Consider the following 24,100-nt stretch of genomic DNA (forward strand, 5'->3'; position numbering starts at 1 on the left):
ATCGGTGGCTGAAACGTGTCATCGCTGATCTGTCCCGTTTCACGGAGTCGACCGCCTTTACATCGGTATGAGGAATGGCTGCGCGCTCACTTGGCTGGTCTGCCCGCCGGTCGAGCCGCTGGAGTGTGGCCGGCCGTGTCGTGGTTGCTCAGCGGCGGAGCCCCTCGCTCGTTGCTCGGCTCCCGGCGCGCCGGTGTCGGCCGCTGGTCTCGGGCTCCCCGTTCTCGGTGTCTCGGCGCAGGTCCGGCGTCTGGCTCCCGCGTGTGCTGCTGCGGCGCCTGTTGCCTGTCGGGTTGTTGGGGGAGAGCAGTTCAGACATTTGCACCAGGGTGATCGTGGGCGGGTGGTGTCGTGTTGACGGTCGGCAAGGTCCTCCCCGGCAACGCCGGCTACTACCAGTCGGCGGTGGTCGGCGGTGTGGAGGACTACTACGCGGGTGACGGCGACGCGCCGGGTGTGTGGGTTGGTCGAGCCGACATGGTGGGTGCTGTCGCCGGCAGTCTGGCGACTGCCGTTGACTCCAAGTTGTTGCTCGAAGCGAAGTGCGCGCCCGACGGGACACGGCTCGGCAAGACGACGGTGACCGAGCGGTCGGTGACGGCGTTCGATCTCACGTTCTCTGCTCCCAAGTCGGTGAGTCTGCTTCACGCCCTCGGCGGACCCGAGGTGGCGGCTGCGGTCGATGCCGCGCAGACGGCTGCGGTGGAGCAGGCGCTCGAGTCGATCTCGTCTCGGATCGGCTACACGCGCACCGGTCATGGCGGTGCGGCGGTGGTGGACGCGGATGGTGTGTTCGGTGTGCGGTATCGGCATCGCACGAGTCGGGCGTTGGATCCGCAGCTTCATGATCACGTCCTCATTTCCAACGCGGTTCGCACGGTGTCGGATGGTGTGTGGCGCACGCTCGACGCCCGTGGTCTGTATGGGAATGCGAAGGCGGCGGGTGTCGAGTTCCAGACGTTCCTTCGAGCAGAGCTGACCGCCCGGTTGGGTGTCGAGTTCGACGAGGTCGACGCGAATGGTCAGGCCGACATCGTCGGCATCGATCGGGAGTTGCTCGACGAGTTCTCGACTCGGAGTGTCGACATCGAGGCGGCGCTCGATGACTGGACGGCCGGGTTCGTGAACCGTGAGGGCCGGGACCCGACTCCGGCTGAGGTCGGCAAGGCGCACAAGACGATCACGCTCGCCACACGACCTGCCAAACCCGACGAAGCGGGCATGCCGACGGCGACGCTGCGTGCCGGGTGGCGCGCCCGAGCCGACCGGATCGTCGATGTCGATCGTGTCCTCGATCGTGTGCTCGCACATGTGCCTTCACCTGGGGTGATCGTGCGTCCGAGCGTCGATGAGGTGCTCCAGGCGGTGGAGACACGACATAGCGAATGGTCCGAAGCGCAGCTGATCGAACAGATCGCGATGCGCACGACCGGCCCCGACTCGCGCACGATCGCAGACACGATCGAACAAGTCCGCGCCGAGGCAATGGCCTCGGCCGGTGTCGTGGACCTATGCCCGGAGGCGGGACCGGGCGAGGTCGTTCGCGCGTCGGATGGTCGCCCGGTCGGGTTGGCGCCGTCGGCGGTGCGGTACACGACGAGCAGTCATCTGCGTCGTGAGATCGAACTCGTCGACTGGGCGACGACCCCGGCAACGGCAGGCCATCAGCGACGCGAGCCCACGGGCGATGCCTTGGCGGGTCTCGATGCGAGCCAGTCCGTCGCAGTGACCACGATGCTGGGAACGACACGTCCGGTCGTGACGGTGGTCGGCCCGGCGGGTGCGGGCAAGACACGCATGCTCGCCGCCGCGGTGGACTCATGGCGCCACGCCGGCATCGAGGTGTTCGGGGTCGGGCCGTCGGCATCATCGGCCCAGCAACTCGCCGACGGGGCTGGGACGGCGGCGGACACGCTCCACAAGCTCGTCTACGAGCATCACACGAAATGGGTCGAACGCCGGGAGCTCCCGGATCGGGCGTGGGTGTTGCCGGCGGGGTCGGTGGTGATCATCGACGAAGCAGGGATGGTCGACACCCGACTCCTCCACACCTACGCACATGTCGCGCAACGAAGGAACTGGCGCACCGTCCTCGTGGGAGATCATCGTCAGCTCGACTCGGTCGACGCCGGTGGCATGTTTGCCGAACTCGTCGAACACCCCGACGTGCTGAAGGTCGAGCTCGACACGCTCCACCGCTTCGAACACGAATGGGAAGCCGACGCCTCGTTGCTGCTTCGCGACAGTGACCTCTCGGTCGTCGAGGCGTACGAAACCCGCGACCGGCTCCACGGGTACGCCGACGCTCAGGAGGCGATCGAGGCAGTCATCGACGCAGCGGTCGTTGGCAACGTCGATGGCCGCGATGTGCTCGTGATGGCGCCGACCAACCGAATGGTCGAGCAGATCAACGAGGCCATGACCGAACGGCTGCTCGCTGCCGGCCAGCTCGATCCGGCGCAGATGATCGAGATCGGTGGGCATCGGTTCTTCGTCGGGCAGCCGGTCGTGACCCGGGCCAACGACCGCCGACTCACCCACGGAGAAGACGGCGACGAGTGGGTGCGTAACGGCGACCGCTGGACCGTCCTCGCCGGAACCAGCGACGAGTTGTATCTGCAGCATCGAGAGAGCGGCGATCATCAGGCTCTCCCGGCCGAGTACGTCGAGGCAGGACACCTGAGTGTCGACTACGCGTCCACGATCAACCGGGCCCAAGGCGCCACCGTCGATGACGCTCACGTGATCATCGACGAGCGAACCAACTCCAAGCAGATGTACGTCGCGATGACACGCGGCCGCAACGCCAACCACGTCCACGCGGCGCCGCCGGCGTTCGACCTCGAGCAACACGGCCCGACCGACCCCGCCGAGCAATGGACTCCAACGGACGCCGTGACGCGAGCACTGCGACGACACCCCGGCCAGCTGAGCGCTCTCGGGCGTCGACGACAACTGAGAGAAGATGCCCATGAGCGTTCCGAGCAGAACGGCAGTCCGGCGGTCGCGCAACCGTCGGATCATGCCGCCGCAGCGATGCAACGACTCCAACACCTGTCGCGCCGCCCCCCGCAACACCTGGAACGCTGACCTCCGCCGAGCCCTCCAGAACGGTGTGGGGTGGGTCGGCGTGATGGTCAGGCGATGCCAATGCCGTGCTTGGCGGCCAACTCAGTGGGCATCGATTCGAGTGGGATGGCCCCTACGCCCTCACCCAGCCTCGGGAGCCCGCTCGCTGAGCAACGGGTAGCTCCGAATCGCAGGCCCCTTCGGCTGTGGGTCTCGCGCCGGTTCGAAGTCCAGTTCCCGGTTGGAGCGTTCGACCATTGCAGCGATGGTGCGCCGACGATGCCCGTCGAACAGTTTTCGGCGCAACGCCTTCTGCTCGGTGATGAGATCCATTCAGAGGTCGCCGGTGATCGGAGTGTGGTGCACATCTCCCAAGTTGCCTCCCCGAACCAGCAGCGGAAACCGGCCAGGCCCGAGGCGGTGGACGGTCCCTCCTGTCAGGGGTTGCAACATTGGGTACCCCCGTATAGTATCATTTATACCAGGTACCCGCAGGGGGTACCAAGGAACGAAGAGGAGTTGTCGTGTTGAGCACCGAGTACACGGTTCAAGGAATGACCTGCGATCACTGCGCCAGGGCTGTTGCTGCAGAAGTGACCAAGATCCCCGGCGCAAAGAACATCCGTGTCGACGTCGATGCCGGGCGATTGACGATTGATTCCGACGAGTCGATTCCAGTGGACGCCGTTGTCGAGGCGGTCGAAGAGGCCGGCTTCCAGGTCGTCGGCGTCTGAGCCGACGATTTCACATCCCACACGAAAAGGAACATCCATGGCTGGCTACACCCACACCAAAGACGAGCACCTCAAGAGGCTGCGTCGCATCGAAGGGCAGATCCGCGGTCTGCACCGCATGGTCGACGAAGACAAGTACTGCATCGACATCCTCACGCAGGTCTCCGCGGCAACGAGAGCGTTGCAAGGGTTCTCGCTCGTGCTCCTCGAGGAGCACTTGGCCGGCTGTGTTGTCGACGCCGCGGCCCGTGGCGGTCCCGAAGCGGACGCGAAGGTCCGCGAGGCCGCCGAAGCCATCGCCCGACTCGTCCGATCCTGACCACCAGGGAGAAGTGATGCGCACCCCGACCAAACTGGCCGCCTTCGGCGGCGGCGTCACCCTCGTGTTCGCCGGATCGCTCGGCGTGGGCGCCGCGACCGGCAGCCCGATCGCGGACAGCCCCATGAGCCCTCATGGCGCTGAGCACGGCCAACACGAGTCCACTCCAACAGGTGAGGGAACCCCGAGCGACTCGCTCCCGGGTGGCCTCGTCGTCGCTGACCGCGGGTATGCGCTCGTTCTGGCCGAAACGGTCCTGCCCGCAGGCAGTGCGGTCGATCTCGCCTTTCGGCTCACCACCGCTGGCGGTGACCCGGTCGTGGACTACGAGGTCAGCCACGAGAAGGAGATGCATCTGATCCTGGTGCGTCGCGATGGCACCGGTTTCCAGCATCTCCACCCGACGATGACGCCTGACGGCACGTGGTCGACGTCTGCAGAACTGACTCCGGGCGCGTGGCAGGTGTTCGCCGACTTCGTTCCCGCCGGCGGCGAGAACCTCACGCTCGGCTCGGATCTGTCGGTCCCCGGCGTCTGCGACCCCGAGGAGATTCCGGAGCCGGCGGCGATGGCGACGGTCGACGGCTACGAGGTGACCCTCGACGGCGAACTGGTCCCTGGGCGCGAGAGTGAGCTGACCTTGTCGGTCAGTCGCGACGGTGTGGCCGTCGACGACCTGGAGCCGTACCTCGGTGCCTACGGGCATCTGGTTGCGCTGCGCGCTGGTGATCTGGCCTACCTGCACGTCCATCCCGATGGCGACTCCAGCGACAGCACCACGCCGGCTGGCCCGGACGTGACGTTCTACGCAAACGCACCATCGAGTGGCACGTACCTGCTGTACCTGGACTTCCAACACGACGGCCGGGTCCGCACCGCTCAGTTCACGGTCGCCACCGGCGTCCAGCACGACGCGACCGCCCCGTCGTCGGCCCCGGCTGACCACGGCAGCGACGACCACAGCAGCGACGGCCACGGCGACGACGGCCACGGCCACTGAACCGCTCGGGCGTCCATCGCGCCCTTGCGAGGAGTTTTCCACGACGAACAACGAGGAGTGAACAGATGAGTTCATGGACAGAAATCGCGACAGACAAGCAACTGAAGCAAGGTGACGAGCGAGCGCTCGAGCTGACGATCGGCGGGATGACCTGCGCCAGCTGCGCCAACCGCATCGAGAAGCGGCTGAACAAGCTCGAGGGTGTGCACGCCACCGTCAACTACGCCACCGAGAAGGCGAAGGTCACATTCGGCGGCGACCTGCTGGCTCCCGAGGACTTCGTCGCCGCCGTCGAGTCGGCTGGCTACACCGCCAAGCTCCCGGCTGCCGACACTGGGATCCTCGGGGGCGACGCCGGCGCTGACCGAGACGCCGCGGAGGATGACCCGACTTCCGGCCTCCGTCAGCGGGTGACGATCAGTGCGGTGCTGAGCGTGCCGATCATTGTGATGGCGATGATCCCGGCGTTGCAGTTCACCTACTGGCAGTGGTTGAGCTTCGCGCTGGCTGGACCGGTGCTGTTCTGGGCAGGTCTACCGTTCCACCGGGCGGCGTGGGCCAACTTGAAGCACGGCGCGGCGACGATGGACACGCTCATCTCGATGGGCACGCTCGCCGCGTTTGCGTGGTCGACGTATGCGCTGTTCCTCGGGACTGCGGGCGAGCCCGGTATGACCCACCCATTCGAACTGACCGTGTCGAGGATGGACGGCGCGGCGAACATCTATCTGGAGGTCGCTGCTGGGGTCATCACGTTCATCTTGCTCGGCAGGTACTTCGAAGCCCGCTCCAAGCGACGCGCCGGCGCGGCGCTGCGTGCGTTGCTCGAACTCGGAGCCAAGGATGTCGCAGTGCTCCGCGACGGGCGCGAGCAGCGGATCCCGATCGCCGAGCTCGCGGTCGGCGACGTGTTCGTCGTTCGCCCGGGAGAGAAGATCGCCACCGACGGGATCGTGGAGGAGGGCACGTCGGCAGTCGACATGAGCATGCTGACCGGTGAATCCGTTCCGGTCGAGGTCGGACCTGGGGACCGGGTCGTGGGCGCCACTGTCAACGCAGGCGGTCGGCTCCTCGTCAGCGCCACGCGCATCGGCTCCGACACCCAACTCGCGCAGATGGCCAAACTCGTCGAGGACGCGCAGAACGGCAAGGCACAGATTCAGCGTCTGGCTGACCGGATCTCGGGCGTCTTCGTGCCTGTCGTCATCGTTGTTGCGGCGGCGACTCTCGGGTTCTGGCTCGGAGCCGGCGAGTCCGCCAGCACTGCGTTCACGGCTGCGGTCGCAGTCCTGATCATCGCCTGCCCGTGTGCATTGGGGCTCGCCACGCCGACTGCGCTGCTCGTCGGAACCGGCCGTGGAGCCCAGCTCGGCATCCTTATCAAGGGTCCTGAGGTACTGGAGAGCACCCGCAAGATCGACACGATCGTGCTGGACAAGACCGGCACCGTGACCACCGGCAAGATGACCCTGCTCGACGTCGTCGCCGCCGACGGCGTCGACCGTGCAGAACTGCTCCGCCTGTCCGGAGCGCTCGAGAACGCGTCGGAACACCCGATCGCCCAGACGATCGCCGCGGGTGCCGCCGATGAGGTCGGCGAACTCCCGGCCGTCGAGGACTTCCAGAACCTCGAGGGCCTGGGCGTTACAGGGATCGTCGACGGCCACGCCGTCCTCGTCGGCCGAACCCGACTCCTCGAGGACTGGTCCCAACAGCTGCCGGCCGCCCTGCAGCACGCCAAGGCTGACGCCGAACGGCAGGGCCGCACGGCAGTTGCCGTCGGCTGGGACGACCAGGCCCGAGGCGTCCTCGTCGTCGCCGACGCCGTGAAGCCCACCAGCGCCGAGGCCATCGCCCAGTTCCGCTCGCTGGGCCTCACCCCGATCCTGCTGACCGGCGACAACGCCGCGGTTGCGCAGACAGTCGCCGACGAGATCGGCATCGACGAGGTCATCGCCGAGGTCCTCCCCGCGGACAAGGTCGACGTCGTCAAGCGGCTGCAGGCAGAAGGCAAGGCCGTTGCGATGGTCGGCGACGGCGTCAACGACGCTGCGGCACTTGCGCAGGCCGATCTCGGACTCAGTATGGGAACCGGTGCCGATGTCGCCATCGAGGCGAGCGACTTGACGCTCGTGCGCGGCGACCTGCGTGTGGCCGCTGACGCGATTCGCCTGTCACGGCGGACACTTCGCAGCATCAAGCAGAACCTCGTGTGGGCCTTCGGGTACAACGTCGCTGCGATCCCGCTGGCAGCCGCCGGTCTGCTGAACCCGATGATTGCCGGCGCTGCCATGGCGTTCTCGTCGGTGTCCGTGGTCGCGAACAGCCTCCGGTTGCGTCGCTTCCAGGCGCTTAACGACCAACTCGACCACCCAGCACCGGAGGCCTCCCTCGGGGCAGGCTCCAAGAGAGGTTCCCATGTCCGGGCCACCTGAAATACACCATCAGTCGAACGCGGCCACCGCCGCACCTGGTGTGGGCGGCACCTCAGGCTGCGATGACCAGCACACCGGTCACGACAAGCACACCGGACACGACAAGCACAGCGGACACGACAAGCACAGCGGGCATGACCCCGAGTCGTTCCGGCGTCGTTTCTGGATCTCGCTGCTCCTGACCGTTCCGCTGGTCGTCACCAGCCACATGGTCATGGACTGGTTCGGGTACATGCTCGATTTCCCTGGCATCGAGTGGGTCGGCCCGATACTCGGCTCGATCGTGTTCGTGTGGGGCGGCTGGCCGTTTCTCCAAGGCGGCTGGCGCGAGGTGCTCGATCGCCAACCGGGGATGATGCTGCTCATCTCGATGGCGATCGTCGTCGCGTACACCGCGTCGATGGCGACGAGTCTCGGCCGGTTCGACCTGGACTTCTGGTGGGAACTCGCAGCGCTCGTCACGATCATGCTCCTTGGCCACTGGCAGGAGATGAAGGCAATCGGCCAAGCACGCGGGGCGCTCGCAGCGCTCGCCGAACTCATCCCCGACGACGCGGAAGTCATCGACGAGAACGGTGCCGTCGAGACCGTCTCGGTCGCCTCGCTGAGCGTGGGCGACATCGTGCTCGTCCGCGCCGGCGGTCGAATCCCGGCCGACGGCGACATCGCCGAGGGTGAAGCCGAACTCGACGAGTCGATGATCACCGGAGAGTCCCGACCAGTACCGAAGGGGCCCGGCGACGACGTCGTTGCCGGCACCGTCTCGACCGACTCGGCACTCCGTGTTCGGATCACCGCCGTCGGCGACGACACAGCGCTCGCAGGTATCCAGCGCATGGTCGCAACCGCGCAAGCCTCTGGCAGCCGTGCCCAGGTGCTCGCCGATCGGTTTGCCGCCCTGCTGTTCTACGTCGCCGCCGGTGCCGCCGCGCTCACGATGCTGATCTGGACCCTGCTCGGCGACGTCGATTCTGCCGTCGTCAAGACCGTCACCGTTCTGGTCATCGCGTGCCCACATGCGCTCGGTCTCGCCATCCCGCTGGTCATCTCGATCTCCACTGCCGTCTCGGCACAGGCCGGCATCCTCGTGAAGGACCGCCTCGCCCTGGAACGCATGCGGACCATCGACGCGGTGCTGTTCGACAAGACCGGCACCCTCACCAAGGGCGCCCACATCGTCACCGGCGTCGCCGCTGCGACCGGGATCGACGAAGCCGAGATGGTCGCCATCGCCGGAGCGGTCGAGAGCGACAGCGAGCACCCGCTCGCTCGCGCCATCACCGCACGAGCCGGAGAGTACGGCGAGCTTCGTGTCGCAACCCTGTTCCGCTCACGCACCGGTCGCGGTGTCGAAGCGACCGTCGACGGTACCGGCTACTCGATGGGTGGCCCAGCGCTGCTGCGCGAGATCGGCACCGACGTGCCCACTGAGATCATGGTGCACGCCGAGACGTGGGCCGAGCGGGGTGCGGCTGTCCTGTACCTGTTCCGCGATGACGAGGTCATCGGCGGGTTCGCCCTCGAGGACGAGATCCGCCCCGAGGCACGACAGGCCGTCGATGACCTCAAGGCCATGGGCATCCAGGTCGTGATGATCACCGGCGACGCGCAACAGGTCGCCGACTCCGTCGGCGCCGAACTCGGTCTCGACCGGGTCGTGGCCGAGGTGCTCCCCGAGGACAAGGACCGCGCCGTCGCCGAGCTGCAGTCGCAAGGCCTGATTGTGGCGATGGTGGGCGACGGAGTCAACGACGCACCAGCGCTGGCCCGCGCCGACGTCGGCCTCGCGATCGGTGCAGGAACCGATGTCGCCATCGAGTCCGCTGGCGTCGTGCTCGCCTCGAGCGATCCGCGATCGGTCACCGGCGTGGTCCGTCTGTCCCGGGCCAGCTACCGCAAGATGATCCAGAACCTCACATGGGCCGCCGGCTACAACATCGTCGCCATCCCACTCGCAGCCGGGGTGTTCACATGGGCCGGTCTCGACTTGTCTCCAGCTGTCGGGGCCATTCTCATGAGCCTGTCCACCATCGTCGTCGCCCTCAACGCTCAGCTCCTCCGACGGGTACACCTACAACTCGACTCGGTCCCCGCCACTCATCCACAGAGTCGTGCCGGCATGAACGCAAAGTCAGCCTCCCGCGTCAACGCATCATGAGAGCCCTGGCCAACCTCTTCAATGCGCGGGCAGCGTTGCGCGTCGCGCTGCCGGTCGCAATCGTTCTCCTTGAACTCGCCCGAGATGCGTTGGGCAATCGCAACGACACCACCAACTGAGCGTCGTCCGGCGGAACGCCTCCGAATCGGATTGGCGCCTCGATGGGGCCTGGTCGGCGCCCATCGAGGCACCTTGCGACCGTGGTCATCCCTCGAGCAGTGTCTCCATCTCGGTGATCTCGGCCTGCTGCGTGGTGATGATCGTCTCGGCCAACGCCAGTGCGTCGGCGTTGGAGCCGTTGGCTTGAACTGTTTCGGACTGGGTGATTGCGCCCTCGTGGTGGTCGATCATCATGTCGAGCCACATCCGGTCGAACTCGGTGCCGGTTGCCACTGCGAGGGCGTCCATCTGCTCGACGGTCATCATCCCGTCCATCGACGACATGTCGTGGCCCTCGGACATGTCCATGGTGATCGATGCGCCGCCGTCGGTGAGCAGGGTCGTCATCTGGTCGATCTCGGGTTCTTGTGCTGATTGGATCCGAGTCGCGAGATCGCTGACCTCTGGGCTGGCGCTGCGGCTGGGGTCGAGAGCGATCTCGGCCATCTCGATCGCTTGTTCGTGGTGCGCGATCATCCCCTGTGCGAACTCGATGTCGGCGTCGTTCAACGCGACTGCGCTGCCCGCTTCATCGGCCGCTCCTGTGGGTGCTGGGGTGTCGGCTGCGGGACTCTCGTCGGAGCCGCAGGCGGCGAGTGTGACGGCGAGGAGTGCGGCGAGGGGGAGTGCGGCGAGACGTTGCGTGATCATGAGGGGGCCTTTCGAAAGGGTGATTACTACGCAATGTAGTATACGGGGTGGTCGGGTCTTGCGGGCGCGGCTGCGTCGCTGGTGGCCGGCGGCGACACGACCATCGCAGCGGTGACGGCAACGATCACGAGGCCGATGGCGAACTCGGCGAGCATGGCGTTGCGGAGCGGCCCGACGTGCTGCTGGACCGTGTCGGCATCGTCGAGCCGGCGGTCGACTCGCCTCCGGTTGACGTTGGCGAGAGCGAGCATCACGGCAAGGATCGCCAACTTCGCAACGAGGTATCGGCCGTGATCGACTGCGAACAGGTCACCGGGACCTCCGACGAGACGAACGGTCTGGACGGCGCCGGTGACGACGAGAACGGCGACGCTGACGGCTGCCACCCGCGAGAAGCGGCGAACGACGCCCACGAGCACGTCGGGTCGAGCGGAGGGGATCACGATCCAGCCGACGACGGCCAGCCCGGCGATCCACGCAGCCGCTGCGGCGTGGTGGGCGACGTCGGTGAGGACCCCGAGGGTCGACCATCGCATCGACGCACCATGACCCGCGAATGCCCAGGTGGCCAGCAACCCGAGGGCAGGGAGTGACACGGCGCTCCAGTAGACATCGGGCTGGCTCAGATCGGATCGGAACAGCAGCAGCCACAACGCGAGGGCGAGCACGATCCGGACCGCGAACGCCAACCCGGCGTTGGTCGACAAGGCAGGATCAACTTCGCTGAACGCCGACCACGGCGCTGCGGCGGCGATGTCGGACGCAATGATCATCAGCTGTGCGAATCCGAGCGCAGCAGTGACGAGCAGGCTGGCGCTGAGGATCCGCCGGAGCAGCGGATGTGAGCCGGAGTCGGCCCAGACCGTGGCGCTGGCCAACAGGACCCCGACCACGGCCATGATCGCCAGATAGGACCCGTACCGCAGCATCCACCGCAGCGAAGATGGGGTCGAGAACTCGTCGAGGTCGTCGTCCGCCGAGGCGACGTCAGGCGCGGGGATCGTTGTGGACGGAGCGGCTGACGGTGTGCCGATGGTCGCCTCGACTGGCATCGTGGTGGCGGGTGATGCGGTGACGGTGAAGTCGACCCGTCCCGTGATCGGGTGACCGTCGGCTCCGACGAGTCGCCACCGCACCGACACCTCTCCAGCGAGCTCGGGCAGGGGCGTGACGACCTGGCTGTCGCCAACGGCGCCGTGGGCGGATCCTTCCAACTCGGTGCGCGCTCCCGTGGCGTCGATCAACGTGACGGTCATCGAGTCGAGCGGCACCGGGTTGTCGAAGTTCCAGGTGATGTCCGACGGCGCAACGCCCAGTGTGGAGCCGTCGGCGGGGTCACTGGACACCAACGTGTTGTGCGCTGCCACCGGACCCGCCGAAAGCCCGAGGGTTGCTGCGGTGACGGCACAGCCGACGAGAACGAGCAAGGCGAGGCGGCGCAGGAAAGAGGTCGGCATGAGCTCACGAAACGGCGGCGCCCCACTGGAGCAACTACACCGCGTAGAACCATACTCGCGCCGATGAGTAGATCGGTCGTCACCCGATCTGCGCAGCACGGAGGATCGATGACACGCAGACCTGACGGCGCACTCGAACACGACGCAGCGAACCCAGGCAGCGACGGCGTCAGCAGTACCGGCCCGCGCCTTCCGAGCAATCCATCGAGCCCAGTGCCGGTACAGCGCACGGGCGAGCGTCGAGTAGCAGCCATTCATGGTGCGCGTTCGAAACGTGTCCGTCGGCGCTTCGACAGACAGTCATGACCTCGGGTGCAGCCCGACGGGTCGGCTGACTACCGTTCGCCGAGAGCGTCGAAGAGCAGTTGCGGATGCTGGAGAGCGACGTGATGATCTGCCCCGGGGACCTCTGCGATCTTCGCTCTGCCGATCATCTTCGCTATGTGGGCCTGATCGCCGATCGGATCGTTTGCGCCGTGGAAGACGGTGACGGGAACGCCTGCGGGGAGCACGCGTGACCAGTCGAACTCGAAGATCAGGTTGCGCAGTGAGAGGTGGTAGGCCTCCCAGGTGTGCCGGCCGGCAACTCTGCTGATCTGGGTCGGCCATCGCGGCGCCATGAGCGCCATCACCCGGCCGCTGACGTCTCGGTTCGAACAGCTCAGGCGGCAAGCACGTTCGGCCCACTTCGCATCGAGCGCGAACAGGCGTCCCATGGGTCCGTACTCCTTCGCAACGGCCTGGGCGGCCACGTCGTCCGGGTAGATGGGTGGACCCCAGAGATATACGTGTCCGGTGCGTTCGCTGTTCCGATCGGCCCACGTCAGCGCAATCGCTGTCGACATCGAATGGGCCGCGAGTACAACCGGCTGATCGGTGACCCCGAGTGAATCGAGGGCCGCATCGAGGGCGGCCACGTGGTCGTCGATACCGAACTCCGAACGAGTTTCATCGAGTGAATGGCCGAACCCGAGGAGGTCGATGATCACCACCCGGTTCCGTCGGCTCAGTCCGTCGTAGAAGGCACCGAAGTAGTCGCCAGTTGCGCCGAGCCCATGGAGGAACACGATGGTGCGCTCGTCGTCGCGGCCCGTGGTGCCGCTGTCGAGCACCGAGAGCGGCCCGGCGCCCCGACGTGGGAACGCAGACGGCCCCCAGCGACGCACGAGGGACGACGACCGGTGCATTGCCTGCCAGCACACGACGGCGGCGGCAACGAGTGCGATCATCGTGAGCAGCATGTTCTCTGTCGACCGTCGGCTAGGAAACAGCGGGAATGAGCCAGGTCGCAGCTACGAGCACGACCAGGACGACGACGGAACCTCTGGACATGATTCCGTACACTACGACGCGATGTCGTATTTCCTGCGCCTGTGGCATGTTCGCCGCGTTGCCATCCTCGTCCTTGTCGTCGGATCTGTATCGGCGGCATGTTCGAGCACAGACGCTCCCGCCACGTCCGCACCGGTGACGGCGGACCTTGCGGCGGCCGGTTACGTCGACGTGATCGACCCCGACGGTGGGATGAATGCCTGGGACGCCAGAGGCAACAGCCTGCTCGACGACCCCGCCGCCGCCGGCGACACATGACCCGACCGGGATGTTGTCGCGGTCGTCAACGTGGACGAGTCTCGATGTCGCTCGGCTCGATGTCGCTCAGGATGCGTTCGAGGTCGTCAGCGTCGATCATTCCGTGCGCGTACCGCTCGATCGCGATGTCGGCGGGTGTGGGCGGCGAGTGCCTGGTCGGCCGCATGAGCGACCAGGCGAAGACGAAGAGAAACAACGAGAAGGCGATCATCGACAGCACGGTCCAGATCGATCCGGCGGCCATGTGCGCGGCGGAGGCGCTGTCGGCGTGGCCGAGCAGCTCCGATGTGATCACCGCTCGAAACCTTGGAGCGTCTGTTCGGAACGGATGTAGGCGATGATGTCGTCGACCTCGGAATCGTCGAGGCCGGGGATCGCCGCCATGTCACCGAAACTCCAGTGGTGCTGTTGCGCGCCGTTCGCGATCGCTGAGCGGAATGCGTCGTCGCCGTGATGGTTCGGTTCGTACACGATCGACAGGTGCGACGGCCCCTTGTCGGTGCCGCGCAGATCGTCGCCGTGGCACGACGCGCAGTTCGACTGGTACAACTCGGCCCCCGATACAGACCCCATCGACGCCGCCGGTTCGGACTCGACCGGCACACTTCCACACGATGCGGCAACGACCGCGATGAACCCAGTCACAGACGCTGCGATCGTGGTGTGGCGTCGCCAGATCGGGACCACACCGTGGTCAGACGACCGAACCATTGCGCGCGGGTTCAATTTCACGGCTCCGAAACTACGACACGTTGTAGACAGCCAAACCTCCGAGCGAGGATTCCGTGAAGGCGACATGTGATCAAAGCCCCTCGCAGAGCGCTCGGATCGACGCATCTCACGAGCCATCGGCGGGTCGGCAGCCATGTCAGTCGGTTTGCTGCGAAGTCGAACATGGTCGGCGTCGCGTTCGAGGTGTGGCGTTCCGGTTCGGGAATCGTGCCTCGATACGATCGATCGAACCAACACTCGGACCGCACATGAGCTGGGCACCTCAAGCGAGCCGAGCGCACTCAAGAGAGACGACATCCACACCATGACACGACGAGCTGACGGCGAACTCGAGACCGACGTCCTGCGGGCCCTCTGGACCCTCGACCGACCTGCGTCGCCCGGCGATGTGATCGACGAGATGGGCACTGACCTCGCATACACGAGCATCGCGACAATCCTCGGCCGGCTGTGCGACAAGGGACTCGCCACCCGTCGACGAGCCGGTCGGGCCTTCGAGTACGCCGCCGCGAACAGTGAGGCCGAACTCACGGCGCAGCGTCTGCGAACCGTCCTCGATGCGACGTCTGATCGCCAGTCCGCCCTCGCTGGATTCGCACAGTCGCTCGATCCGTCCGAAGCAGCGCAACTCGCAGCGATTCTCAACGGTCAGGCATGATCGATTTCGTTGCCCTGCCCCTCGTCGCCACACTCGCCGTGGCCCTCGCCGGGAGCCGCCGACTCGACGGGCTCCGACCGGCAGCGGCCGCACGCTGCAGCGCCGTGCTCCTCATCGCAGTCGCCGTCGCGGCCGTTCCGACGCTCTGGCTGATCGGCCTCAGCGGGCTCGCTCACCTCGGCTTCCACAACCCTGTCACCGACTGGTCGCAGCACCTCCTTCACGACCATCAGCCGTTCGGGGCGATCATCGGCGTTGCGTCATTCGTTGTCGCACTCGCCGGGACGATCCGAGCCGGACGTGTCCTCGCACACCACCGTCGAGTCCGGTGCGCCGACACCTGCGCGGTCCACTACATCGACACCGACGAGGTGTACGCCTACACGCTGCCCGGACCGGCCCGGACGATCGCGATCTCCAACGGGCTGCGCAACACGCTCGACGACGACGAGTTCGACGTCGTGATGGCCCACGAGCAAGCCCACGCACGGCACCGCCACGACCGGTTCAAACTGCTCGCACTCGTGACGACGGCGTTCATCCCGCCCGCCGCCACCGTCATGGCTCGACTCGACTTCTACCTCGAACGATGGGCCGACGAAGAAGCACTCGAACACACCGGGGCCGACCGCCGCCTCGCAGCACGCACCATCGCCAAGGTCGCGCTCGCCAGCCCGAGCCCCCGACTGGCTCTCGGTATCGCCGACCACGGGGTCGCCGCGCGAGCGACCGCCCTGTTGCAGCCCATTCAACATGCCGGGGTCGTCGCCCGCATCCAGACCGCTGCGATCGTCGGCGCGACACTCGCCTTGACGTCATACCAGCTCCACCACAGTCTGATCTTCGCCGTCGGGCTGACCCACTGACAGAGTCGCCCAGAAACCGCGCAGGCACCGCGGACCCAACTTTTTCGGCATCCGATCCGAAGCCCTCGCCGCGAGAGAAGTCTGACGGATTCGACGCCGAGGTCGACAAACATTCCGCTTGCCGGCTCTCGAGGACTGTCGTAATGAAGTGTCGTCATTCACCCCTGCCTGAAGCGCGGGGAGGCCTCTGGCAAGTATTCTCCGACATCGTGTCGTACCCGTGCTCGCGTTCGTGCCCGCCCCAACGACGTTCCCGTCGTCACGTCGTGCTCGCAGTCGTCGTTGCCGTCGTTGCCGCCTCGCTCACGTTGCTTCCTTCGCCTGTCGTCGCCGATCACGGAACGGCCGCCGCCAAACAGGCGGCGGCCGACATCCAATCCGCACGTGATCGAGCCAACACTGCGTCCCAGGCCATGTTCGATGCCGAATCCGATATCGACGGACTCGACATGGACATCGCCGCAGCCGAGGAAGAACTCGCCGACCTCGAAGCTCAGGCCGCCGAGATGGAACAGGGCCTTCAGGATCAGGCCGTGCGCAGCTTCGTCGGTGCAGGAACCGGCAGCGAGTTTCCGTTGCTGATCGACCTGGACCAGATCAACGACGGCCTCACCGCCGACGTGATGTCGGCCGTCTCACGCGAAACCGCCAACGTCGACCTCGATGAGTACGACGAGGTGATGGATGACGTCAACGATGCACGCGACCGGTTGGCGGAGGATCGACAGGAATCCGAGCAGGCAAAACTCGACTTCGCCGAACTCAAGACGACGGCCGAAGCCGAGATCGAATCGCTGGCCGAGATCGAAGCCGAGCGTCTCGTCAGCGAGGAGGTCGAGCACGAACTCGAACTCCAGCGCGAACGCGAGGCCGCTGCCGAGGCTGAACGGGCCGCCCAGGAAGCCGCCCTGGCTGCGCAGCAGCAATCCAACGCGGCTGCAACACCGTCGCCGTCGGTGGCCGTCGCACCCGCACCCGCAGGCGGTGGCGGTGGCGGTAGCACCGCCCCACCCGCGGCAACACCTTCGAACCCGAGTGCAGACCCAGCACCCGCACCCGCCGCACCCGCTCCGACCCCTCCCCCCGAGCGCGCTCCGACGCCGGTACCCACGAGCGGAATCGTATGTCCGGTCAATGGACCACGGGCATTCGCCGACACATGGGGCGCAGCGCGCTCGGGCGGACGCAGCCACGAAGGAGTCGACATGATGTCGCCTCGGGGCACACCCCTCGTTGCGGTCGAGTCGGGCACGGCGACCTTCAAGACCAACAACCTCGGCGGAAACGCCATCTGGATCACCGGCAACAGCGGAACGAAGTACTACTACGCCCACCTCAGCGCATGGGAAGGATCCAGCCGAACCGTGTCGCAAGGAGAGGTGATCGGTTACGTCGGAGCAACCGGCAACACCTCCGCCAACCACCTCCACTTCGAGGTTCACCCAGGCGGGGGACGCGCAGTCAACCCCTACCCCTACGTCCGGGCCGTGTGTTGATGAACCTCCTTCGCATTCCCGCACCGTCCAAGAGGCGTCGACGCGTCTGGCTCGTGCTCGCTGGATCCGTGACATTCGCGGCGTGCACCTCGTCGGTCGCCACGGACACGCGGCCGGACGCAGCCCGCTCGACGTCACCGCCACCGCCAACCACACCCTCCACACCGACAACCGTGCCGGAGACAACCGTGCCGAAGACAACCGTCCCGGAGACAACCGTCCCGGAGACAACGGTCTCGGAGACAACGATCGTGGACTCCACGACCACCACGGCTGCGACCACCACCACGACGACCACGACGACCACCACGGTGCCGGCTTCGCTGGACGTGTTCGATCCGGACTGCGTCGTGCGCGCCGACGTGGCCACGACGTTCGAGCAGATCGCCATCCAGAACTCCGCTGGGGATCCCGTTGCTCTGTGGCTCGCGAACGGCCAGATGGACAGCATCGAGGCGGGAGCCCTCGTCGATGTCTGCCCGGGGAACGCACTGAACGACATCGACGGCGAGCCCGGACCGACCCTCGACGACGCAACGGTCTCGTCCGCATTGGCGTCCAACACCGAACGTCAACAGGCCAAACTGAACGAGCTGTTCTCCAGCTTCGGCACCGGTGACCTCGCCGTCGACGGAGTGGCAGGACCGCTCACCGGCCAACGACTCTGCGCCGCTCGCCTCGCGCTCGGGCTCGACACGACGATCGACGACATGATGCCCGGGTCGATCGAACAGGCCGCACTGTTCGCAACCGACTCGCTCCCCACGCCGAACTCGACCGCCATCGAATCGGAGCGATGGGTGCTGATCGACCGCACGTGTCAGATCATGTTCATCGGAGCCGGCTCCGACACCGCTTTCGTCTTCCCGACCTCCACCGGATCAGAAGGCTTCGAGACCCGGGAACAAGATCGTTCTGAGGCGTTTCGCTTCAACCCGGCGCCGGACAACGGGGGCTGGCACGACAGCAGCGAGTTCCCCGTGGGGGTCGACAATCCGCTCAACGGAAACCTGTACAAGCCGCTCTACTTCGACCTCGGTCAAGCGATCCACGGTGCCAACAACGTGCCGCCCACCCCGCAGAGCAAGGGCTGTGCTCGTCTGCGCGTCGCCGATCAGGACACCTTTGTCGCATGGCTCGGACTCGACGACGCAACCGGCGAGACGTGGCGGAAGGACGAGATGAACGTGACCGTCAACGTGCAGGGTGAGTTCGCTCCCCGACCGTAGGCGCGAACGAGCGCCCTCGGTCGTCGAGCGATCGGCCGACAGGTACCCCTCCGCCGAGGAAACCTCGTGAAAACTCGGCGCCCCGCCGTGATCATGTTCTACGACAGTTCGTAGTATCTGAGATGTGGACACACCTGGCACTGGCACGCGATCGCACTTCGGCGTCGACGATCAACGCCCCGCTGCCACGTTCAGCCGCCGACACCTTCTCGTCGCCGGCATCGCTGCGACGGCGACGGTGGGATATGCCACCTACGCCCCCGGCGGCACCACGGACACCAGAAAGACCGCACCGACCACCGCAGTTCCCGGCACGGCCGCATCGGCTGCGACATCGTCGACAACGCTGCCCGCCTCGGCCGAGCCTGTGCCCTCCGTTGCCGTCGAAGCGACGCCGACGCCGACTCGCCCACTGACTCAGGACCTCGGCCAGGGGATGGTCGGCGACGACGTCGAGGTGCTGCAGGCCCAGCTCGCTGTGCTCGGTTTCGACCCCGGACCGATCGACGGCATCTTCGGTGGCGCCACGCTCCGGTCCGTGTGGGCATTCGAGAAGCTCGCTCTGCGGACCAAACGCACGGCAATCACCGGGGTCGTCACTCCGGAGGTCTGGCAGACGATGAACGGCAACGTCCACATCCGACCTCGCCGCACACCCGGCGGTACTCACATGGAAGTGTACCTCCCGGAGCAGGTGTCGGTGCTCTTCACCGACGGCGAAGCGCGTGTCATCAGCCACGTCTCATCGGGAGAGAACGTCGAGTGGTGCGACGTCGTCGAGATCGACCTCGACGACGGCACGACCGAGGAGAAAGGGATCTGCGGGATCTCCAAGACCCCCGGCGGCGTCTACCACTTCGAGCGCAAGATCGACGGCTGGCGCAACGCCAAACTCGGACGGCTGTACCAGCCGGTCTACTTCAACTACGGCATTGCCATCCACGGCTCCGGCAACGTCCCCGACTACCCGGCATCACGGGGATGCGTCCGCCATCCGATGCACATCGCCGAGTACCTCCCCGACCTCATCGAGATCAACGACATGATCTACGTGTTCGACGGCGTCGAAGAGCCCGAGACCTACGGGGCCCAGCCGATGATCTTCGACTACCCGGACCCCGAGTGGACGCCACCGACCTCGACGACGACCACCACGACCAGCACGACGGCCGTCCCCACGACCACGACGCCCGCGACGACACTGCCGCCCGCAACCACCACCCCGTCCACGCCGCCCTCGGGTGGGTTGACGTCCGCAACCACGACGTCACTCGTGGCACCGACCTGAGCCACGCCTCGCTCCCGGCGACTTCGCCCGTTTCGGAAGTGGAGCCCGGCCCGCGCTCACCGCCCATCGGTGGATCACCGTGGACCGCAGCCGATCTCGAGTTGCCCGGCTCTCGGTCGCGCCTCGGCAACGCGTTCTGGCTCCATCAGCAGTCGAACGCCGACTGCGGGTAATCGGGCGCTCGATATCGACGGCGATATGTGCGGCGAACGAGATGCCGAAAGTCGACCGGTCAGGCCTCGTCCTTGGTCGGCCTGGGATCCAAGAGTTCAAGAGCGCGCTCGCTGACCTGCCTCGGCCGATCGCCTTCGTGTTGGACGTAGCCCCGAGTCGTCGCCACATCGTTGTGGCCGACGAAGCGGGCAACATCCTCCAGGTCAAGCGACCCGGACGCGAACAGGTTCGTCACAACGGAGCGCCGGCCGGCATGGGTGCCGAGTCCAGCGGACTCGATGGCGGCTCGCTCGGCTGCCTTGCGGATTGCCCGATCGACGTGTTGGCGCAGCGTCGGTGTTCCGTCCGCAGTCGTGAACACGAGGTCGAGTTGCTCGCCGTCGTAGTCGACGGTGGGCCACCGGCCCGGATACGCCGCACGATCTGCTTCGTTTAGATCGCGGCGGGCCCGGAGCAGCGACACGACGGTTCGCCCGAGCATCTGGACGCCCGTGGCTCCTCGTGTCTTGGTCGGGCCGAGGACCATGCCGACTCGATCTGCGTACGTCGAGCCCCTGCGCACGAGGACCGAACCCTCGTCGAGGTCGAGGTCCTGCCAAGCCAGGCCGAGTGCTTCGCTGATCCGCCAACCCTGCACGAAGCAGAGCGCGGCTGCCGCAGCGAATCGAGGGTCGCACTCGGCGATCAGTTGCTGCGTCTGAGCAGGGGTGATCGTGCGTCGTTGCTTCGGCGCAGCCTTCGGAGCTTTCACCTTGCGTGCGACGTTCTGCGTGGCCAACCCGAACTCGACGCCCTGCTCCAAGATCTGAACGAGCAGCGTCCTCACGTTCTTCGCCCGTGATGCGGAACCCTCATCGAGCAGTTCCGAGACGAAGGTCGTCACCTGCTCGGCCCGTAGGTCGAAGACCGGCACCGCTCCGAGTTTGTCGGCGATCACCGACGCATGCTTGCGATACGTGGCGAGCGACGTCGGCCGCACCCGATGTCGGGCGACGTGCTCCAACCACCAAGCGGACAGTTCGCCGACGGTCGTGTGATCGTTGAAGCCGTCGGCCAGTTCACCGAACTGTGCCTCGTGCGCGGCTTTCGCTACGTGGCGGTCGCGTGAGGCAGCGGCGAGCGCTCTCGTCTTGCCGGTCGGGCGACCGACCTTGCCGTCCGGTTTGCGCCACGGTGCGACCCACACCTGGCGAGTCCGGTCGAAGAACGGCTCGGCCTCGCCGTTGGGCGCCTTGTTGACGACGACGAACGATTCACCCGCAGCATCGGACACTCGCTTCCCACGTGGTGCTTTCGGCATCGCTCGAGCCTCCTGGCATGAGTCTCAAACCCCCGTTTGAGACTAACCGTGAGACTAACGCACTGAAAACGATGACGGGCGTCCATGGATCTCGATTCACGTTTCCCCTGCTCAGGAGGGTTTCAGTGGATCTCCATGGACGCCCGTAAACGTACTGGCGGAAGGCGTGGGATTCGAACCCACGGAGGCCCAGAAGACCTCAACAGTTTTCGAGACTGTCCCATTCGTCCGCTCTGGCAGCCTTCCGGAGTCGAGACTAGCGACAAATACCGCCCGATGGCTCCCTCGTCATCGACGGCCTCACGTCCAGCGCCCGGCCACGTCTGCGTACATCTGTGGAGTGGGAAGCGCGAGAAGCGACGCACCACCGTCGACGTGGAGCGTGTGGCCCGTGACGAACGATGCGAGGTCGCTGGCCAGGTAGAGCGCCGCGTTGGCGATGTCCTGGCTCGACCCCATGCGCCCGATCGGCGTCATCTCCACCATTGCCTGGATCACGGGACCGACCGTGAACGCACGTGCGGTCATCGGCGTCTCGATCAGCGACGCCGCGATCGAGTTGAAGCGGATCCGGTCGGCGCCGTACTCGACCGCGGCGATCTTCGACGCGTACTCCAGGCCGGCCTTGGCCGACGCATACGCGGCGAGTCCGCGTGCCGGAGCGTGAGCGGTGAGGGAACTGATGGAGATCACCGATCCGCCGTTGCCGAGGTCGCGCATCGCGTTGCCGGCGTGCCGCAGGCAGTACATCGCCCCCTGGATCTGCACGGCGTGCATCTCGGACAGCTTCTCGGGGGTGAGGTCGGCGATCGGCGTCGACTCGGAGTAACCGGCGCAGTTGACGAACACATCGAGACGTCCGGTCCGATCGACCGCTGTCTCGACGATCGCCCGCACGTCGTCGTCGTTCGTGATGTCGCACTCGACGCCGATGCCGTCGACACGGGACGCAGCCTCCTCGACCACGTCGACACGACGTGCACCGATCACGACCTTGGCGCCGTGCGTGGCGAACGTCCGGCTGATCGCCTCGCCGAAACCGCTGTGCCCGCCGACGACGACCGCCGTCCGGCCTGCCAGGAGTTCGTTCTCGAACCCGCCCACGTCAGCGATTCGTCGGCTGGGTGTTGACGCGGTGGTTGGCGATCTGCGGGCCTCCGACCCACCCGCACAGTTGGGGGTCGCACTCGCGCAGTTCGCCCGAGATCCAGTGACCGTCGGTCCCGAAGATCCCCGACACGTCACCGAGGGTCACTCGGATGTTGCCCTCGCCGTCCTGCTCGTGCAGGGCGCCGGTGAAGGGGTGCACGATGCCGTTCACGATGCTCCTCCCGTGGCGGTGCTCCGAGCCGTGCCCCCCGTTCCGACACTGACGGCGACGTCGTCGTTCACCCATTCACCGAGCAACGTGTGCAGCCACCGGATCTTGGACTCCTGGTAGTTGGAGAACGTGGCGCCCGGCTTGCGGGTGGTCTCCAGGCCCTTCTGCACCTTGGCCATGTTGAACACGTCCTGCTGGAACACCTTCGCGAGCATCCCGAGCACGGGAGCGTCGGTCCACGGGTCGTCGACGCCCAGTCGGATCTCGGCGGCCGGCGGCGGACGCTCGCCTTCGAACGGCGAGAGGAAGAACACCTCCATGATCGACGAACGGTGGTCGTCGCCGTTCGGGCGGAACCGGTAGACGATCCGGTTGAACGCGCCCCACGGATGGAAGTTCGGGAAGACGGTGTAGTCGAGCGAATCCATCATCTCCGAGTCGCTCATCTGGTCCACGCTGTCACCGACGATCGGACGCCACCGTTCGCGCGATGCGCCGGCCGCCATCTCCCGCGCGGTGCGTCCCTCGGGGACGTCGAAGGGTGCGTCCTGGTCGACGCGCACGTCGAGCATCGAGCGCAGCATCTCCTGCTCGGAGAGCGCGGTGCCGTCACCGAGCAACGGGCTGGGGGTGCCGCCGGGCGTGATCACCCGTGAGCAGTGGTCGAACACGTCGACCTGGCTGTTGACGTCGCCGAGGTAGGGGAGGATCTGGGGATGCGTCGCGTTGACGTGGTACGCCTCGCAGAACGCCTCCTGCGCGATCTTCCAGTTCGCTTCGATCACCCTGGACACCTGGGCCTCGACGAAGCGGTTCTCGAGGTCCCACACCTCGAAGTGCTGCATCAGCTCACCGAGGTGTTCCTCGAGCGGTGCGGCGTCGGGGTCGGGGTTGATGAACACGAAGCCCGCCCACGTGCCGACGCTGCACTCCGGCAGGGTGAAGTCGTCGGGCCGCTGATCGACGTGCGGGAAGTCCCACGCCGCGGGAACGTCCTGCAGTTGCCCGTCGAGCTTCCAGGCGAAGCCGTGGAACGGGCAACGGATCTCCGAGCAGTGGCCGTCGTACTCCTTGAGCTGGCGGCCACGGTGCAGGCAGGCGTTCGGGTACGACTTGATGCTGCCGTCGTCCTGTCGCATCACGAGGAACGAGAGCTCGGCGATCTCGTAGACGATGTAGTCGCCGGCCTCGGGGATGTGCTCCTCGCGGCACGCGAACTGCCAGACGCGCGACCAGAGTTGGTCGACCTCACGGCGATGCCACTCCCGCGAGACGTACCGCTCGATCGGTACGTCCTCGCTGCCGAAGTACTTCGGCGATTCGAGACGGAGCACGTCGGGAACCGGGTGCGTGTCGGCGTCGAGGAGGTCCTGATAGCTGACACCGGGTGAGCGTGCACCCGTGTCGAGATCGGAATCGATGGTGGTCATGCACCCATTATTGATCACCTGGTGACTTCCGGCT

General features: G+C 66.3%; 22 protein-coding genes and 1 tRNA gene. 13 read left to right on the forward strand and 10 right to left on the reverse strand.

Annotation, left to right across the window (positions count from 1 at the left end):
• Positions 1-351 precede the first annotated feature (351 nt).
• The 7 genes from mobF (at position 352) to ABJK40_RS09220 (ending at position 9,834) form a co-directional block, all read left to right on the forward strand.
• Positions 352-3,090 (forward strand): MobF family relaxase, encoded by a 2,739-nt coding sequence (mobF, locus tag ABJK40_RS09190; protein ID WP_348480461.1) that lies wholly within the window; start codon positions 352-354, stop codon positions 3,088-3,090.
• Positions 3,091-3,593: 503 nt separating this feature from the next.
• Complete coding sequence (locus ABJK40_RS09195; RefSeq protein ID WP_348480463.1) at positions 3,594-3,803, forward strand: heavy metal-associated domain-containing protein; 210 nt, start codon at positions 3,594-3,596, stop codon at positions 3,801-3,803.
• A gap of 7 nt (positions 3,804-3,810) precedes the next feature.
• On the forward strand, positions 3,811-4,122 hold the full coding sequence (locus ABJK40_RS09200) for a metal-sensitive transcriptional regulator (RefSeq protein WP_348480541.1): 312 nt from the start codon (positions 3,811-3,813) through the stop codon (positions 4,120-4,122).
• Positions 4,123-4,138: 16 nt separating this feature from the next.
• A complete protein-coding gene (locus ABJK40_RS09205; RefSeq protein WP_348480464.1) occupies positions 4,139-5,122 on the forward strand; it encodes a hypothetical protein in 984 nt (327 codons plus the stop codon).
• Positions 5,123-5,187: 65 nt separating this feature from the next.
• The gene (locus tag ABJK40_RS09210) at positions 5,188-7,557 is read left to right on the forward strand and encodes a heavy metal translocating P-type ATPase (protein WP_348480465.1); all 2,370 of its coding nucleotides are present in this window, start codon (positions 5,188-5,190) and stop codon (positions 7,555-7,557) included.
• On the forward strand, positions 7,541-9,715 hold the full coding sequence (locus tag ABJK40_RS09215; RefSeq protein WP_348480466.1) for a copper-translocating P-type ATPase: 2,175 nt from the start codon (positions 7,541-7,543) through the stop codon (positions 9,713-9,715). Before ABJK40_RS09210 ends, ABJK40_RS09215 begins: the two co-directional genes overlap by 17 nt.
• Positions 9,712-9,834: a hypothetical protein gene (locus tag ABJK40_RS09220; RefSeq protein ID WP_348480467.1), complete on the forward strand. Its 123-nt coding sequence runs from the start codon at positions 9,712-9,714 to the stop codon at positions 9,832-9,834. Before ABJK40_RS09215 ends, ABJK40_RS09220 begins: the two co-directional genes overlap by 4 nt.
• A gap of 85 nt (positions 9,835-9,919) precedes the next feature.
• Here ABJK40_RS09220 and ABJK40_RS09225 read toward each other — a convergent pair whose 3' ends face one another.
• The 3 genes from ABJK40_RS09225 to ABJK40_RS09235 all read right to left on the reverse strand — a co-directional run bounded on the left by ABJK40_RS09225 (position 9,920) and on the right by ABJK40_RS09235 (position 13,211).
• The gene (locus ABJK40_RS09225; RefSeq protein ID WP_348480468.1) at positions 9,920-10,525 is read right to left on the reverse strand and encodes a DUF305 domain-containing protein; all 606 of its coding nucleotides are present in this window, start codon (positions 10,523-10,525) and stop codon (positions 9,920-9,922) included.
• 26 nt (positions 10,526-10,551) lie between these two features.
• Positions 10,552-11,982, reverse strand: coding sequence for a CopD family protein (locus tag ABJK40_RS09230; RefSeq protein ID WP_348480469.1), 1,431 nt, complete (start codon positions 11,980-11,982; stop codon positions 10,552-10,554).
• Positions 11,983-12,317: 335 nt separating this feature from the next.
• Positions 12,318-13,211: an alpha/beta fold hydrolase gene (locus ABJK40_RS09235; RefSeq protein WP_348480470.1), complete on the reverse strand. Its 894-nt coding sequence runs from the start codon at positions 13,209-13,211 to the stop codon at positions 12,318-12,320.
• A gap of 10 nt (positions 13,212-13,221) precedes the next feature.
• On the opposite strand from ABJK40_RS09235, the gene ABJK40_RS09240 reads away from it, so the two are divergent.
• Positions 13,222-13,572 carry a hypothetical protein gene (locus ABJK40_RS09240; protein ID WP_348480471.1) on the forward strand — a complete coding sequence of 117 codons (351 nt, stop codon included), beginning with the start codon at positions 13,222-13,224 and terminating at the stop codon, positions 13,570-13,572.
• Between the two features lie 25 nt (positions 13,573-13,597).
• Here ABJK40_RS09240 and ABJK40_RS09245 read toward each other — a convergent pair whose 3' ends face one another.
• Both ABJK40_RS09245 and ABJK40_RS09250 read right to left on the reverse strand, forming a co-directional pair.
• Positions 13,598-13,867, reverse strand: coding sequence for a hypothetical protein (locus ABJK40_RS09245; protein ID WP_348480472.1), 270 nt, complete (start codon positions 13,865-13,867; stop codon positions 13,598-13,600).
• Complete coding sequence (locus tag ABJK40_RS09250; protein WP_348480473.1) at positions 13,864-14,175, reverse strand: cytochrome c; 312 nt, start codon at positions 14,173-14,175, stop codon at positions 13,864-13,866. Before ABJK40_RS09250 ends, ABJK40_RS09245 begins: the two co-directional genes overlap by 4 nt.
• Positions 14,176-14,608: 433 nt before the next feature.
• On the opposite strand from ABJK40_RS09250, the gene ABJK40_RS09255 reads away from it, so the two are divergent.
• The 5 genes from ABJK40_RS09255 (at position 14,609) to ABJK40_RS09275 (ending at position 19,841) form a co-directional block, all read left to right on the forward strand.
• Positions 14,609-14,962 (forward strand): BlaI/MecI/CopY family transcriptional regulator, encoded by a 354-nt coding sequence (locus ABJK40_RS09255; RefSeq protein WP_348480474.1) that lies wholly within the window; start codon positions 14,609-14,611, stop codon positions 14,960-14,962.
• Positions 14,959-15,828 (forward strand): M56 family metallopeptidase, encoded by an 870-nt coding sequence (locus ABJK40_RS09260; RefSeq protein WP_348480475.1) that lies wholly within the window; start codon positions 14,959-14,961, stop codon positions 15,826-15,828. Before ABJK40_RS09255 ends, ABJK40_RS09260 begins: the two co-directional genes overlap by 4 nt.
• A gap of 266 nt (positions 15,829-16,094) precedes the next feature.
• A complete protein-coding gene (locus ABJK40_RS09265; RefSeq protein WP_348480476.1) occupies positions 16,095-17,324 on the forward strand; it encodes a peptidoglycan DD-metalloendopeptidase family protein in 1,230 nt (409 codons plus the stop codon).
• Between the two features lie 251 nt (positions 17,325-17,575).
• A complete protein-coding gene (locus tag ABJK40_RS09270) occupies positions 17,576-18,553 on the forward strand; it encodes a L,D-transpeptidase (RefSeq protein ID WP_348510240.1) in 978 nt (325 codons plus the stop codon).
• Between the two features lie 124 nt (positions 18,554-18,677).
• Entirely contained in the window at positions 18,678-19,841 is a 1,164-nt protein-coding gene (locus tag ABJK40_RS09275) for a L,D-transpeptidase family protein (RefSeq protein WP_348480479.1), read from the forward strand.
• 232 nt (positions 19,842-20,073) lie between these two features.
• Here the strand turns inward: ABJK40_RS09275 and ABJK40_RS09280 are convergent, their stop codons facing one another.
• The 5 genes from ABJK40_RS09280 to ABJK40_RS09300 all read right to left on the reverse strand — a co-directional run bounded on the left by ABJK40_RS09280 (position 20,074) and on the right by ABJK40_RS09300 (position 24,066).
• A complete protein-coding gene (locus tag ABJK40_RS09280) occupies positions 20,074-21,315 on the reverse strand; it encodes a tyrosine-type recombinase/integrase (protein WP_348480480.1) in 1,242 nt (413 codons plus the stop codon).
• A 155-nt stretch (positions 21,316-21,470) separates the two neighbouring features.
• Positions 21,471-21,561, reverse strand: a tRNA-Ser gene (locus ABJK40_RS09285).
• A 54-nt stretch (positions 21,562-21,615) separates the two neighbouring features.
• Positions 21,616-22,419 (reverse strand): SDR family oxidoreductase, encoded by an 804-nt coding sequence (locus ABJK40_RS09290; protein ID WP_348480481.1) that lies wholly within the window; start codon positions 22,417-22,419, stop codon positions 21,616-21,618.
• A gap of 1 nt (position 22,420) precedes the next feature.
• Positions 22,421-22,636 carry a hypothetical protein gene (locus tag ABJK40_RS09295; protein WP_348480482.1) on the reverse strand — a complete coding sequence of 72 codons (216 nt, stop codon included), beginning with the start codon at positions 22,634-22,636 and terminating at the stop codon, positions 22,421-22,423.
• Positions 22,633-24,066: an aromatic ring-hydroxylating dioxygenase subunit alpha gene (locus tag ABJK40_RS09300; RefSeq protein WP_348480483.1), complete on the reverse strand. Its 1,434-nt coding sequence runs from the start codon at positions 24,064-24,066 to the stop codon at positions 22,633-22,635. The genes ABJK40_RS09295 and ABJK40_RS09300 overlap by 4 nt, the downstream gene beginning before the upstream one ends.
• Between the last annotated feature and the right edge of the window lie 34 nt (positions 24,067-24,100).

Origin of the sequence: Ilumatobacter sp., assembly GCF_039969435.1 — a bacterium.
In the GTDB taxonomy this organism is placed as follows: domain Bacteria; phylum Actinomycetota; class Acidimicrobiia; order Acidimicrobiales; family Ilumatobacteraceae; genus Ilumatobacter_A.

Bases quoted from the DNA above. Each gene is read 5' to 3' on its own strand.
- ABJK40_RS09205 (WP_348480464.1), top strand. From the start codon at position 4,139: ATGCGCACCCCGACCAAACTGGCCGCCTTCGGCGGCGGCGTCACCCTC.
- ABJK40_RS09210 (WP_348480465.1), top strand. From the start codon at position 5,188: ATGAGTTCATGGACAGAAATCGCGACAGACAAGCAACTGAAGCAAGGT.
- ABJK40_RS09215 (WP_348480466.1), top strand. From the start codon at position 7,541: ATGTCCGGGCCACCTGAAATACACCATCAGTCGAACGCGGCCACCGCC.
- ABJK40_RS09220 (WP_348480467.1), top strand. From the start codon at position 9,712: ATGAGAGCCCTGGCCAACCTCTTCAATGCGCGGGCAGCGTTGCGCGTC.
- ABJK40_RS09225 (WP_348480468.1), bottom strand. From the start codon at position 10,525: ATGATCACGCAACGTCTCGCCGCACTCCCCCTCGCCGCACTCCTCGCC.
- ABJK40_RS09230 (WP_348480469.1), bottom strand. From the start codon at position 11,982: ATGCCGACCTCTTTCCTGCGCCGCCTCGCCTTGCTCGTTCTCGTCGGC.
- ABJK40_RS09235 (WP_348480470.1), bottom strand. From the start codon at position 13,211: ATGATCGCACTCGTTGCCGCCGCCGTCGTGTGCTGGCAGGCAATGCAC.
- ABJK40_RS09240 (WP_348480471.1), top strand. From the start codon at position 13,222: ATGTTCTCTGTCGACCGTCGGCTAGGAAACAGCGGGAATGAGCCAGGT.
- ABJK40_RS09255 (WP_348480474.1), top strand. From the start codon at position 14,609: ATGACACGACGAGCTGACGGCGAACTCGAGACCGACGTCCTGCGGGCC.
- ABJK40_RS09260 (WP_348480475.1), top strand. From the start codon at position 14,959: ATGATCGATTTCGTTGCCCTGCCCCTCGTCGCCACACTCGCCGTGGCC.
- ABJK40_RS09280 (WP_348480480.1), bottom strand. From the start codon at position 21,315: ATGCCGAAAGCACCACGTGGGAAGCGAGTGTCCGATGCTGCGGGTGAA.
- ABJK40_RS09300 (WP_348480483.1), bottom strand. From the start codon at position 24,066: ATGACCACCATCGATTCCGATCTCGACACGGGTGCACGCTCACCCGGT.